This is a genomic window from Bacillus altitudinis (genome assembly GCF_001191605.1).
Lineage (GTDB): Bacteria > Bacillota > Bacilli > Bacillales > Bacillaceae > Bacillus > Bacillus altitudinis.
Map to the genome: position 1 here is coordinate 2,891,188 of NZ_CP009108.1, position 13,247 is coordinate 2,904,434.

Annotated in this window: 18 protein-coding genes; 6 read left to right on the forward strand and 12 right to left on the reverse strand. The window is 40.4% G+C overall.

The features are described 5' to 3' along the window. Positions 1–35: 35 nt before the first annotated feature. The 3 genes from ID12_RS14435 to cgeC all read right to left on the reverse strand — a co-directional run bounded on the left by ID12_RS14435 (position 36) and on the right by cgeC (position 3,202). Positions 36–1,412, reverse strand: coding sequence for a sigma-54 interaction domain-containing protein (locus tag ID12_RS14435; RefSeq protein WP_024718563.1), 1,377 nt, complete (start codon positions 1,410–1,412; stop codon positions 36–38). Between the two features lie 155 nt (positions 1,413–1,567). Beyond that, positions 1,568–2,863, reverse strand: coding sequence for a glycosyltransferase family 2 protein (locus ID12_RS14440; RefSeq protein ID WP_050827306.1), 1,296 nt, complete (start codon positions 2,861–2,863; stop codon positions 1,568–1,570). Positions 2,864–2,881: 18 nt separating this feature from the next. Next, on the reverse strand, positions 2,882–3,202 hold the full coding sequence (cgeC, locus tag ID12_RS14445) for a spore maturation protein CgeC (protein ID WP_050827307.1): 321 nt from the start codon (positions 3,200–3,202) through the stop codon (positions 2,882–2,884). Positions 3,203–3,410: 208 nt separating this feature from the next. Between cgeC and ID12_RS14450 the strand changes: the two genes are divergently transcribed. Together ID12_RS14450 and ID12_RS14455 are read left to right on the forward strand one after the other, a co-directional pair. Next, positions 3,411–3,812 carry a hypothetical protein gene (locus ID12_RS14450; RefSeq protein WP_007500770.1) on the forward strand — a complete coding sequence of 134 codons (402 nt, stop codon included), beginning with the start codon at positions 3,411–3,413 and terminating at the stop codon, positions 3,810–3,812. Positions 3,813–3,827: 15 nt separating this feature from the next. Next, positions 3,828–4,790, forward strand: a complete 963-nt coding sequence (locus ID12_RS14455) for a CgeB family protein (RefSeq protein ID WP_050827308.1) — start codon at positions 3,828–3,830, stop codon at positions 4,788–4,790. Between the two features lie 28 nt (positions 4,791–4,818). On the opposite strand, the gene ID12_RS14460 is transcribed toward ID12_RS14455, so the two are convergent. Then, a complete protein-coding gene (locus tag ID12_RS14460; protein WP_008346422.1) occupies positions 4,819–5,541 on the reverse strand; it encodes an acylneuraminate cytidylyltransferase family protein in 723 nt (240 codons plus the stop codon). A 253-nt stretch (positions 5,542–5,794) separates the two neighbouring features. On the opposite strand from ID12_RS14460, the gene ID12_RS14465 reads away from it, so the two are divergent. Continuing rightward, positions 5,795–6,823, forward strand: coding sequence for an SDR family NAD(P)-dependent oxidoreductase (locus tag ID12_RS14465; protein WP_050827309.1), 1,029 nt, complete (start codon positions 5,795–5,797; stop codon positions 6,821–6,823). A gap of 52 nt (positions 6,824–6,875) precedes the next feature. On the opposite strand, the gene msrB is transcribed toward ID12_RS14465, so the two are convergent. After that, positions 6,876–7,307 carry a peptide-methionine (R)-S-oxide reductase MsrB gene (msrB, locus tag ID12_RS14470; protein WP_050827310.1) on the reverse strand — a complete coding sequence of 144 codons (432 nt, stop codon included), beginning with the start codon at positions 7,305–7,307 and terminating at the stop codon, positions 6,876–6,878. Next, positions 7,307–7,840 (reverse strand): peptide-methionine (S)-S-oxide reductase MsrA, encoded by a 534-nt coding sequence (gene msrA, locus ID12_RS14475; protein ID WP_035391726.1) that lies wholly within the window; start codon positions 7,838–7,840, stop codon positions 7,307–7,309. The genes msrB and msrA overlap by 1 nt, the downstream gene beginning before the upstream one ends. Before the next feature lie 138 nt (positions 7,841–7,978). Between msrA and ID12_RS14480 the strand changes: the two genes are divergently transcribed. The 3 genes from ID12_RS14480 to ID12_RS14490 all read left to right on the forward strand — a co-directional run bounded on the left by ID12_RS14480 (position 7,979) and on the right by ID12_RS14490 (position 9,509). Beyond that, positions 7,979–8,410 (forward strand): MarR family transcriptional regulator, encoded by a 432-nt coding sequence (locus ID12_RS14480; RefSeq protein WP_007500780.1) that lies wholly within the window; start codon positions 7,979–7,981, stop codon positions 8,408–8,410. A 52-nt stretch (positions 8,411–8,462) separates the two neighbouring features. Beyond that, a complete protein-coding gene (locus tag ID12_RS14485) occupies positions 8,463–8,723 on the forward strand; it encodes a hypothetical protein (RefSeq protein ID WP_008346413.1) in 261 nt (86 codons plus the stop codon). 117 nt (positions 8,724–8,840) lie between these two features. Then, positions 8,841–9,509, forward strand: a complete 669-nt coding sequence (locus tag ID12_RS14490) for a DUF4397 domain-containing protein (RefSeq protein WP_050827311.1) — start codon at positions 8,841–8,843, stop codon at positions 9,507–9,509. Positions 9,510–9,697: 188 nt separating this feature from the next. On the opposite strand, the gene ypmT is transcribed toward ID12_RS14490, so the two are convergent. The 6 genes from ypmT to ID12_RS14520 form a co-directional block, all read right to left on the reverse strand. Continuing rightward, complete coding sequence (ypmT, locus tag ID12_RS14495; protein ID WP_008346409.1) at positions 9,698–9,895, reverse strand: protein YpmT; 198 nt, start codon at positions 9,893–9,895, stop codon at positions 9,698–9,700. A 24-nt stretch (positions 9,896–9,919) separates the two neighbouring features. Then, positions 9,920–10,486 carry a YpmS family protein gene (locus tag ID12_RS14500; RefSeq protein ID WP_050827312.1) on the reverse strand — a complete coding sequence of 189 codons (567 nt, stop codon included), beginning with the start codon at positions 10,484–10,486 and terminating at the stop codon, positions 9,920–9,922. 9 nt (positions 10,487–10,495) lie between these two features. Continuing rightward, positions 10,496–11,257: an SGNH/GDSL hydrolase family protein gene (locus ID12_RS14505; RefSeq protein ID WP_017359696.1), complete on the reverse strand. Its 762-nt coding sequence runs from the start codon at positions 11,255–11,257 to the stop codon at positions 10,496–10,498. A 69-nt stretch (positions 11,258–11,326) separates the two neighbouring features. Continuing rightward, positions 11,327–11,917 carry an SCO family protein gene (locus tag ID12_RS14510; protein WP_186365185.1) on the reverse strand — a complete coding sequence of 197 codons (591 nt, stop codon included), beginning with the start codon at positions 11,915–11,917 and terminating at the stop codon, positions 11,327–11,329. A gap of 22 nt (positions 11,918–11,939) precedes the next feature. Next, positions 11,940–12,782, reverse strand: a complete 843-nt coding sequence (locus ID12_RS14515) for a DegV family protein (protein WP_008346402.1) — start codon at positions 12,780–12,782, stop codon at positions 11,940–11,942. Positions 12,783–12,969: 187 nt separating this feature from the next. Next, positions 12,970–13,221 (reverse strand): YpmP family protein, encoded by a 252-nt coding sequence (locus tag ID12_RS14520; RefSeq protein WP_008346400.1) that lies wholly within the window; start codon positions 13,219–13,221, stop codon positions 12,970–12,972. Between the last annotated feature and the right edge of the window lie 26 nt (positions 13,222–13,247).

Consider the following 13,247-nt stretch of genomic DNA (forward strand, 5'->3'; position numbering starts at 1 on the left):
GGAGCTTTTCCGTCACATTCACATGTTTGAAGTGCCTACTTTTCGGCATCTGTATATTTTTTTAGTTTATACTGCAATGTTTGTCGAGGAATTTTTAAAGCGGCTGCCGTTTGCTTAATATTCCCTGCGTGCTGTCTTAAAGCTTCTTGAATCAGCGTTTGTTCAAATGACGTCACTTGACTTTTTAATGAGGACTCTGGCGGATGACTTTCTATCTGATGCGTCCGCAAATGGGCAGGGAGATATGCTGGGGTGATTTCTTCTGCTTCCTTTGGCATCATCAAGACGGCATGCTCGATCGTATGTTTTAATTCTCTGACATTCCCTGGCCACTGATGGGCCATAAATACTTGGACGGTTTCTTCAGAAAGGCGGTTGACGTTTTTAGAAAATTGCTGATGATACGTTTGAATAAAGTGGCGGGATAACAGCTGGATATCATGCTTCCTTGTGCGAAGCGGCGGGATATGAAATGATGACACATGCAGTCTATAAAATAAGTCTTCTCTTAACATTTGTTTTTTAACGGCTTCAAATGGGTCGATATTGAGGGCAGTAATCACTCTGACATTTACTTGAACCGCCTTTGCATCACCTATCCGGCGGACAACACCATCCTCTAACACACGCAGTAATTTTGTTTGAAGCGTAAGCGGCATCGCTTGCAGCTCATCAAGAAAAAGCGTACCGCCATCTGCTAACTCAAACAGCCCCTTGCGATCTATTGCGCCCGTATAACTTCCTTTGACAGACCCGAATAAAAGACTTTCAAGCAGCGATTCTGGAAGAGCAGCGCAGTTTTGCGGGATAAAGACTTGATCTTTCCGATCAGATGCATGAACAATCGCTTGTACGAGTACCTCTTTTCCTGTCCCAGTTTCCCCGAAGACCATAACCGATGAAGGATATGCAGCAGCTTTTTTCGCTTTCTCCAGCATCTCTTTTAAGTGTGGATCATTTGTTAAAAATGAAGAAAAATCGAGCATTTGAGTGGTCTCTGCGGCACCATCCGTTCGTTTTTTTTGATCTAAACGATTCGAAAGCGCCGACAGCTTCGACACATCCTTCGCTACTTCTACCGCCCCAATTAACTTGCTGCCTTCCATAATGGGCAGTGTGGTGTTGACGGTCTCAATTTTTTCTCCATTTTTATTCAAATAGGTTTGCAACGAATGATAAATGGGTTTTCCTGTTCTAAGTACATGCATGAGTGTACTTGTCTTTTCAGTTAATGAAGGATACACATCCAGTATGTACTTGCCAATCACCTCTTCTTTCGCTAAACAGTCGAACTTCGCTGCATTATGATTATAAAAGATGGTGACCCCTTGATCGTCTACAACGTGAATCGCTTCATCGATGGCTTCTAAAATTAATTCAAACCAATCCGCTCTTTCGACAACCTTCCCCACTATTTCCCCCTCACTTTCTATGCCGAAAATCCGGCACTGTATTGCCCAATTTTCAGCGGCTTGATGATGTTCAACGTGTTCCCCTATCCTTTTCACGTTTCGCTTTTTCCTGTCGATCTCCTGCTTTTTTCGTCAATTCTAAAAAAGCACCCCTCTTAGGAGGAGTGCTTTCGCCCTGACGTTTGATAAAGAGACAAGTCAAATTCCTGAAGTGACTCCATATACAGCGGCACAATTGGCTTTCCTTCTTGAAAAAATGTAAACTGAGAAGGTTGTAGTTTGATTGGCTGATGGTAAAACGCAAATATTTTCACTACCTCAGGGACAATTCGGCAAAAGGTATCATGCACAAATAAATAGACATCTTGTTTCCATTTAAACAGCCGTCTATTTGGCGGGCTGAATATAGGAGATACTTGAATGATCTTGCCATCCTTAAACGTCTCCAGCTGCTGTTTTGTGACCGTGTATATCTCCTTTTGATGAAACTGAAAATATTGCACATCACGTCTTGAAGCAAACCGTCTTTTTGTCTGATGTTCAATATAATAAAATGTTCTGCCGTTATCTGCGGTGACGACTGTATAATTCGGGACTGTCAGCGGCTCGTTCATTTCATATTTCATCGTACATAAGGAAGGAACACGAATTGCACGCCTGTTCTTTTCATTCACCCAACGCTTGTCAATGCGATGAAGATATCCGTGAGCGATTTGATAATAATCGCCTTCTCTTTCAATCACAGCTCCGTCAATTAAATCGTAGGGCATACTCGCAAACATATGATGGAATGATTGTGGCGTTTTATATGTGGTATCTAGTACTTCTTGTAATGGAAAGAACGCAGCAAAATGATTCAGTCTCATCCAAAACACAGAGTCAGCATGATGCCAATGTTTTGGTTCGTCGGCCCAGTATTGTCCGTATTTTTCATGAATAAGCGAAAGCAGCCGGCTTCTATGCATAACAGAGCAATGGTCGACTTGAAAGGATGCATGCTCCAACACTTGATCTGCTTCTCGAACGAAGCTCGCCGTTTCCACCAAATGCTGATTCACATGCACGACACGCTGCGAGGAATAGACGATATCTATGTGAGGCTTCGATTGAAAAACCTCGACCATTTTCTCTAAACGATCTTTTCTGTAGACTGTATCATCAGTTACATAACAAACCAGCTCACCTGTTATACGTGTTAATGCTTCATTAATTAGCGTTGCATAACGTACAGTCTTCAGCCGGTTTGCAGGATGAATTTGATGAGAATACAATTGAATGCGCTTATCCACTAAATAAGGCTGCATCTTTTGGATCGTTTCTTGTTCAGAGCCATCATCCATGATCAAAAGCTCCCAATGCTGATACGTTTGTTCTACCACACTCTTTAGCACACGTTCAATGAAATCAGGTTTGTTGTAGCTTGTTAATATCACTGATACTTTCATGACCATTATCCTTTTTTAAATAGATTAAAAAGCCCCCCAGCTGACAATGTTCACATAAGGAACACTTACTCTTAGCTGATTTGTCGCATTTTTAAAGACTGCTACTGAGTCAAACAATTGTACGACAACCACGTTTTGCAGCACATCTCCATTGACTAAATGAACACGCGGCAGCGGAATGCCGAGCTCAAGCCACGGGCGCAGCAATTCTTTAATCTCTGACGCATTCCCTTCCTCACTTTCCTCTAAAAGATGAAGAAGAAGTATTATCAACACAACTTCAAGTATTCCTTCTGTTTCTAGTAATTCTTCGTTCCAGCCATTTAATAGTTGTTCAAATTCCATTCAGATTCCCTCTTTCTTCTCGTTTGATCTTTACTAGAGTATGAGGATCACTTCATTTAGCATCAGCATTTGAAAACATTTTTCAAAAATGTGTGAAGTCATTAAATGAAAAAAAGAACAAGGAATGAGCATTATGCTTATACCAAAAAAAGAGAACGGCATATACATAGTGGTGTGTTTGAATGGATGAAGAAAGGATGGGGAAAACATGAGCGAAAAGCGTGCCGAATTAAAAAAAGAGCTATTAAAGCTGTTTTTCAAACCGCTTAGTCATGCGTTAACAGTTAATCTCGAAGAAGGAGGAGTTCAAGTGGAAGAAAAATTGAACGATTTATTTAGTGAGGTAGCTGCTGAAGCATCACCTTCAGATTCTGCTACAACACTCGACGTATCTCAACCAGCAAGATGGATTTTCGCAAGACTTGCACCTGGAACAGTCATTAGCATTGTCATGGACTCAGGTGACTTAATCGGACCCGTTCAATTCGTATCATTCGATGCTTCAACAGGTGTTGTTTTCGTCACACAAGAAAGCTCTGTGACACCTACAGGCTCTGCAACGACTCTATTAGATGTAGATAAAGTAGAAAGTGTTACGTTCACATCTTAATGTGAGAGGGCCATCATGAAGCTTCTTTATATCAGCTCTGGCTACGGTGGAATCTATCGGATGTTCGATCAATGGATAGAAGATAGCTTCATTGATTCCCCCTTTTTATGCGTCAAAGTGGAAAGGGAAACTCTACCCGCTTATATGCACAAAATCCGGACATTCTCTCCGGATTTTGTTTTCATGATGATCGGTGATCATATTCCAACAGAACTGCTTCATCAATTCAAACAAGAAAAGATCCCCGTTGTACTGTGGATGACAGAAGACCCTTTTTATATAGATGTGTCAGCCGCATGCGCAAATGATGCACAGTTGATCTTAACGATTGACGAAGGTGCTTTGTCATTTTACAAACAACTAGGCACTAATCACACGCACTACTTTCCCATTCCGACCAATACACACGTATTTCAGAAAAAAGAATCACCACATGAGTCGTGCATCTATGACATTGCACTCATTGGCTACCCTTATCCAAACCGCATCAAAGCCATCAATACACTCTTACATCAAAACAAATGGCGCATTCTCGTAGCAGGAAAAGAGTGGCATCGCGTGTTGAATAAATCACGCAGACGATATCGTGATCTCTCACTGATGACCCACTGGCTGAGTCCCGAGCAGATGGCAGACATCTATCAAACATCAGCCATTGTTCTGAATCCGCACAGGCCCGCGCAATTTGCCTATAATCAAAACAAAGCCAATGTTCAAAATATGAGCCTCAACAACAGAGCATTTGATATCGCTGCAAGCGGAGGCTTTCAGTTGACAGATCTACAACCGTCACAGGCATTTTCAAGCTTCGCTTTTTACACACATGAAAACGATTTGATTAAAAAGGTCGAGCACTATGTAACAAACCCTCAACAAAGACAATCGGTTGCAGAGAACAATTACGAGCAAGTCGTTCGCTGGAACACATTTGATACGCTGCCTTACAGACTTTATGAAATAGTCAAAAGCGCCCTATGACCGGGCGCTTTTTTTAATTGCCATCATCTTATGCCGTTCCTTCTGCATCTTGTCGAGCCAATAAAATCTTCTCTGCCTTTTTCCGATCTTCCTCACTTTTTACAACAAGCGATTGCGCATGATCCATCATATATGCACCAACAGATCCTTCTAAAAAGGAATGAATGCATTCTTTTGCATATGGAACATGAAACGCATAGACAGCTCCATTTAAACGTCCATACGTATAAGGGTGCTCCTGAGTTGGTACAAAAAAATAATGATTGTCCTTATACAGGCTGGCTTCATTGGTGTCATGAAGTGTCCAAGTTTCATTTGGATTTTCTAATGCCTCTGTAAAAGAAGCCGCACAATCATATCCCCCCTCTACTAGAAGCTGCAAGCAGTTCTCAATATCTGCCGTCTGCCTTAGTGGTGATGCTGGATGCAAATACAAAACAATATCAAACGTCTTTCCCTCTCGTTCTAAATAAGCAAGCGCATGCTTCACAGCTACTAAAGAAGGTGTTTGTTCTGTCACATGTGTGCTTGGCAGTTCAATCACATTTGCTCCATAGTGGGCCGAAATGATTTGAGTATTCACATCCTCTGAAGATACGATGACTTCATCTAATTCAATCATTTGTAATAATGGCTGAATGGTCCAATAGATTAGCGGCCGCTCCGCCAATACGCGAATGTGTTCAGCATGATGTCCCTGCTTGCTGCTAAAAGCTGGTATCATGGCTAAAATACGATTTCCCCTATACATGTATGATCTTCTCCCCTCGCGCAGCTCAGTATCAGTGAATAAATTCTGAGAGCTGAACTGATCGCCGTACTGAAGTCTTCAGGTGCCTCGCTATTCTACTTAATCTTCTATCTCTACATATTCTATTAAGTCGTCAAGCAGATGGTTATAATTGGTTCACCTAATTTATGCATGAAGTGGTTCTTTTCCTCAAACGTCTTCCTCTCTTTCACATATGATGCAAAGTAGAGAAATGAGAGTTGGGGGATTAGATATGTCCAAACAAATAGAAACGAGTTTGAAGACCTTTTTTCGTGACAAAATCATCTTGGTCACAGGCGGTACGGGTTCGATTGGCCGGCAGATTGTGAAAAAATTAACAGCATGCTCTCCTAAAAAGGTCATTGTCTTCAGTAAAGATGACAGTAAACAATACATGATGAAAAATGAATATGCGGCAAATCCAGAGGTTGTATTTGCACTTGGAGATGTGAGGGATGCCAGCCGCGTCAGGCAGCTTGTCAAAGGGGTAGATATCATCTTCCATGCAGCTGCACTCAAACAAGTACCCACCTGCGAAGATAATCCGTTTGAAGCTGTCCAAACCAACATCATCGGCGGACAACATGTCATTGAAGCAGCACTTGAACATGAAGTCAGTCATGTTGTCAACATTTCAACTGACAAAGCGGTTTCTCCGACAAATGCCATGGGAGCTACAAAATTAATTTCAGAAAAATTGTTTTTTCAAGCGAATGAAAGTATTTCAAATCAGAAAACGAGGTTTTGCTCTGTCCGGTTTGGCAATGTGCTTGGATCAAGGGGTTCCGTCATCCCCATCATGCTTCAACAGTTGTTAAATGAACAACCTCTAACTGTAACTGATCCTAAGATGACACGCTTTTTTATGTCTATCGAAGAAGCTGTATCTCTCACGCTTGAAGCAGCTATCATGATGAAAGGCGGCGAAACATTCATCCTCAAGATGGAGTCATTACAGCTGGCTGATCTATTGAAAGCATTTCATGAATATGCCGGTCTAATCAATGTTCCTTCTCCTGATATTCTCGTTGTCGGAAAAAGACCTGGAGAAAAACTTCACGAGGAACTCACATTCCCTCACGAGGCAGATGCACTGTTTGAACATGAACAATTTTATGCCATTTTACCAAGACCACATCTTCACCCTCATTTTCAAAAAGTTCATTTGACCCATTACACATCAAACGAAGCACCGCTCATTACAAAAGAGAAGCTGTTTCACATCATTGAACAATTACATCATACCCATCATAAAAAATAAAAAAATCGTCACACGGAAGCAGCTGACTTCCATGTGACGATTTTTAAATCAATTATTGAAAGATGTGTTTCAAATGACCATAGCCTTCTTTTTCAAGATCATCCTTCGGGATAAACTTTAAAGCGGCAGAATTAATACAATACCTTAGACCGTTTGGCCCTGGGCCGTCAGGGAATACATGACCAAGGTGAGAGTCGGCCGTCTTGCTGCGAACTTCAGTCCGCACCATGCCATGGCTCGTATCTACTTTCTCTTCTACCTCTTGATCTTCAATCGGTTTTGTAAAACTTGGCCAGCCGCAATGGGCATCAAATTTATCTAAAGAAGAAAACAATGGTTTGCCTGAAATGATATCTACATATATGCCCTCTTCCTTATGATCCCAAAATTCATTTTGAAATGGCGGCTCAGTGCCATTATTTTGCGTCACTTCGTACTGCATTCGGTTTAATTCTTTGATGCGCTGCTCTTTTTCGTTAACCATTATTTATCACTCCAATGAGATTGAATAAAACCTGCTCTGCCCGAACCGACATGGTATCGTTCGTAGTGCATTTTGTTCTTTTTATAATAATGCTGATGATATTCCTCAGCAGGATAAAAAGGACTAGCCTCTAAAATTTCTGTCACGATTGGCTTTTGGAAAATTCCGCTTTGGCTCAGCTGCTCTTTTGATGTTTCTGCAAGTTGCCTTTGTTTTTCATTGTGGACATAAATCCCTGTACGGTAGGACTCTCCTCTATCACCAAATTGTCCTCCATCATCTGTTGGGTCTATTTGCTGCCAATATAGTTCTAATAGCTTCTCATACGGAAAAACGTCTGGATCAAAGGTAATTTGAACGGCTTCTCTATGGCCTGTCGTATTTGTACATACTTCCTCATAGGTTGGATTCACTGTATGTCCGCCAGTATACCCTGATTCAACTTTGATAATGCCTGGCTGTTCATCAAAAGGTTTAACCATACACCAGAAACAGCCTCCAGCAAATGTGGCTAATTCTTGTTTTTCAGACATATTAGTGCCCCCTTCATTTAAAAAATGGTATCATCATATTATAACATGATAAAAAATAATGAAAATGATACGACTTGTATACCTAAAAACAAAAGAAAGCATTCTGTCGTATCTTAAAATATAATGGGGGTTTAATGATTGGAACAAAGAAAACAAATGATGTATGAAATGGATACTTTACTGAGAACCGTATTTAAGCAAATACGTTATGAAATTAACAGCTTGCTTGAAAACGAATTATCTCGGAATGAATTTCTCATTTTAAATCTGCTGCGTGAACAAGGCGCAAAAAAAGTAACGGAATTCGCCTCAATTCTCGGTGTATCAGCAAGCCATATTACAGCTGTAACCGACACACTTGTAGAAAAAGGCTGGATCACTCGTATCCGTTCAAAAGAGGATCGACGCATCATCAAAATTCACTTAACCGATAAGGGTAAGGAAATTACTGAGCATTTTGAGAAAAAGAAAACAGAATACTTCATGGAACGATTTGAATCATTTGATGATGAAGAACTGAAAACGATGATCAAATTATTTAAAAAGCTGGATAAAAGTCAAAAGGATTAAGCATAGATTTTAGCGTGGAGGACATGCTACGGATAAAAAGGTGGAATGAACCATGACAAGTCCATATCTTTGTCCGAACTGCAAGACCAACAGAACGCGTTTTAATCTCATCGAGCAGCATTCAGAACCCGTGAAACTTGATCCAGCAACTGGAGCCATTGTCGAAACATATGAAGGAGATCAGCTTTCTCCTTTTCACATGAACTATCAAGGACCGAAAATCAAAGTCCAGTGCGGCGTTTGCGGATTAATTGAGGATGAAAAAACGTTCATTAAGCTGGCTGAATATCATCAATATTCATCTCCTTCTTAATACGAGAGCCTGACACTTTTTGTCAGGCTTTTTTCTATGTTTCTTTTGCCTATACAGATCGTCCCTTTCTTGCATACGCTACAAAAAACACATTGCAGAGAAAGAAGGGATAAAGACGTGCAGCAGCTCTACGAGATGAATCAATTTCAATATCGTCCATTAGCTACCTTCCCCCCATACCATCCGAGAAACACCATTTCCAAAGCTGTTATTCGATTATTTCACGCTGCACCGGATTTAAGTGAGCTTGCTGTATTTGTAAATCAGCAGCCAATCCAAAAAAAGCTGCCATACGGTCAGCTGTCTGCTTATATGGAATGGGATGAGGGTGTTTATGAGATAGAAGTATTCAAGCTGGCTACAAAAGAAAGAATTCTTTCTTCTCGTATGATGATTAATGGAAACGAGACTTACACGCTATGTATCACGGGAGCTCGTACCGGCTTTGCGCTGCTCACAGAAAAGCAAGACTCGCTGATTAAGCAAGAAGAGCTATCAGCACTCACGTTTATCCAGCTGTCACCAGACCTCCCTTTCATTGATATATATGAACGAGATCAAGGCATGTTATCAAAGGAACTCGGATATGTGAACGGCACCCAAACCCACCACTTCTCTCCGAATAAGTATCACTTTGAATTAAAAGCTGCCGGTACTCAAAGTGTACTGCTAGATATTCCGAAAGTTCACCTGCAAACAAAGCGGGCCTATCTTATTTTACTTCATGGATTTGCAAACGGAGAGCCAGAGCTAATGGCAAAAGTCGTCTTGTCTCACCAAATGTAAAAAGAGCCTTTCCAAATGGAAAAGGCTCTCAGCGTGTAGACAAAGCCTCGCATTCGGTGTCAGTCCTGCGTGCCGGTGCTCACGAATGTCACATTCACTCTGCGCCAGTACTCGTGCTTCCTAGAATGCAAAGGTTTTCAATCACGCTGAAAAGAAGACAAATAGCCTTTCCAAATGGAAAAGGCTATTTACGAGACATCTTCAGCTTTTTCTTGTTTTTGAAAATCAAAAGCAAGAATCATGGTACCTAAAAATAATGCACAATAGGCGATATTTAAGTAAAACTGGTCGATATTTTCTGCTTTTAAATGAGAGGCAGCTGTCATGCCAAAGTATGCAGCAAATAAGAGCGACAGTAAACTAAAATATTGATAGACTCGCTTCATCGTTTCACTCCTGACTTACACGTTCTATTGCTTTGTGTGATAATATGAGAATTCAATTTCATCATTCTCAAGATCAATTTTGTTCGCTTTGACATACATATCATTCGTCAGCGGCATTTCTGAAAGGCGCACTTCCACCGTTTTTTGGTCTGGTTTCACATGAACGAAATCAGGCAGTTCATAGAATTGACCCATGTAGCTTAAAACAAAACTGATTGGGATGCTTAATTGTCCAATTGAAAAGTCATCTACTTTCAGCAGAACATCCCCATTATCTTCAACAGATGGTGTAAATGATACATTTGCATTAATCGTTGAAGAAAAAGCTTTGATTGCACCTGTTACTTTCACATCTTGGTCAATCGCAACATGAAAGTCGGGCATATCGCTTGATCCTTGGTTTTTCAAATAATCATTGACAAAGCTGGTAAGCGACTCTTTTGAACTAGAAATGTTAAAAGCATACTCGCTGTTCACTTCTTTTTTCGAAGCGGATTGATCGCTCGGCAGCAGCATAAAAATACCGCATACAAGAACAATCAATAGATTAATTGACAGTAAAATAAAAAATAAACTCTTCCATTTTTTCATCTTTTCACCCTATTCCTTCGGCAGTCCTTCTTTTTTCACTTCTGAGAATAAACGATTTGCCATAAGAGAGTACCCCTTTTGGTTTGGGTGGAAATCATCATCTGCCAGTAATTTTTCATCTTTATCATCTTCAAATAAATCTGCTACATCGATCATATCAGCATTGCCGTCTTTTTTTAGTTCTTTTTCGGCAGCAGCATTCCAGTCTTTGACGACCTCATCAATATCTCTCAGCTCAGACAAGCTGAATTTAAAAGGATTGTACATACTGACATACATGATCTTTGCATGGTCATTATGCTCTCTTAATTGAGCAAGAATGGTCTTAAAACGCTCTTCAAAAGGACCTTGCTCTTTTTGAAAAGGAGCAAATGTCAAGTTGAGCACATTTTGACGGACGACATGCATTAAGTCATTTCCGCCGATCGTAAAGAAAATATAATCAGCGTCTTTCAGTCCATCCTGCACTTTTTTTTCTTTTAATCTTTTTAATAAATCTACCGTTCTACTGCCTTTAATGGCATAGTTTTTTAATGTAACAGACTGTACACCGTCCACCGCTTCTATCTTGTCACGGGTGATGCCGGCATACCCTTTTTTATTTTGATCTCCGATTCCTTCTGTTAAGGAATCTCCAACCGCTGCAATTGTAATATGTTCTTTTACGTTTTGTGTGTCTTCTAGTTTATCCTTTATGCCAGCCTCTTGCGCGGAACATGCAGAAAGAACAAAAGCTAGAGACATCACAATCAAAATCAAACGAGCCTTCAAACGATGATATCCCTCCTTTTTCTGATTAAAAAAGTGTATCATGTTTTCGCTCATTTGAACATCCTTATGCTAGCTTCGATTCAGTGTTTTGATGTCCTTGATGATTTCATCATATGGCGTATTTTGAACACCATCATAGTTTTTCATCACTTTTCCTTCTTGATCAACGAGGAAAAACAGAGATTGATGTATCACTTGGTCTTCGTCTTCAGGTTTTTTCACAATCGTCTTAAAGCTTTTCATTGCAAATTTTTCAATCGCTGACTGCGAGTAACCAGTGAGAAAATCCCAATTTTTAAAGGATAATGGATATGCTTTTGCAAATTCCTTTAGCTTTTTCGGTGAATCCACCTCTGGATCGACGCTAAATGAAATGATGTGCGCATCCAATTTTTCTTCTTTTAACCGTTTTTGTAGCTCTGTCATATGTGCGGTCATCGGCGGGCAAATCGTTTCACAGCTTGTGAAAATAAAATCTGCCACCCAGACTTTCCCCTTTAAATCGTCAAGAGTCACCTTTTGACCATCCTGGTTTTGATACTCAAACGGCTGGATTTGATAATTTAATGCATCCTTGATTTGTCCATTTGAACATGAGACTAAAAGAAGCACGCTTATAATCGTAAGCGCACCAAATAAGGCTCCCCTTTTTGTATACATGACCATTACATCCCCTTTTCAATCAATCGGTATAAAAAGTAAAGCCTATAGCGCCCTTACCAGTATGACAGGAAATAATCGGTGTTGTATAAGCGATGTCAACTAGTGCATCAGGTGTGTGATCAAGCAGTGCTGCTTTAAGCTTTTCTGCAAGTTCTAATGCGTCTGCATGTGCAATCCCAATGGCCTGAACGGTTTTCCCTTTCACCGCCTGTACATACTGTTTTGTCAAATAGCGGACAAGAGCGGAGTAACTTCTCACATTCGCTTCTGGTGTGTATATGCCGTCTGTTAAGCTGGCAATTGGTTTAATATGAAGAAGTGAACCGATCAGCGCCTTTCCTCTTCCAATTCGTCCACCTTTCACGAGATTTTCTAATGTATCGATTGTGACAAATAGCTTTGTTTTAAGACGAATTTTGTCCATTTCTTTGAGGATGTCATCACGGCTTGCCCCTTTTTTTGCAAGCTCTGCTGCTTTGGTGACTTGAAACCCTAAACCATAGGAAATAAAATTCGAATCAATGACAGTGATATTCCCGTCTACCATTTTAGAAGCGCTTTCAGCAGTTTGAACCGTACCACTCATCCCACCAGTTAAATGGATACTAATGACTTCGCTTCCATCTGCCGTCAGTTTTTCATATAATTCGACGAATTGACCGATCGCAGGTTGAGACGTTTTCGGCAGTTCCTCAGCGGCCTCCATTTTTTCAATAAATTCATCTGGCTGTATGTTCACTCGGTCAATATAATCAACCCCAGAAATGGAGATATTGAGCGGAATGACATGAATGGAAAGATCACTGATTTTTTCTTGCGGAAGGTCCACAGTTGAATCTGTTACAATTTTAATTTGTTTCACTATCGTCTCATCCTTGCTGTCTTAGTCTTTACATATGATATTACCTTATTTCGTGCATACTTGAAAACAACTGTCAGAACGTTTTTGAAATTGTCACATTTTCTTCTTTTCATGTAAAAAATCCTTGCCAAGATGAGTAGCCCCCATTTGAAAATGGCCGCTCACTCTCTTTGGCAAAGATTCCAATTTACGCATTGTGTTTTAGTGTAGGCTCTTGGTAGATCTGTTCATATGTGCTCCACTTGACGTTACGTTTCACATCCTCCCTGAAAGAGTACACATGCCTCTTTCCCTTAGATACATAGACTTTTTTCAAGAAAGCTTCAAGTCTAAAGGTGAGCATGAAACCATAGGATTCATCTCCCTTTAAAACAGGGACTTCTGTTACCTTGATCTGAGCTCCATCCATCCGTCTAAAACATATTGTTTTGAGCAGCACAAACGATCAATCCTCTTTTCCAATTA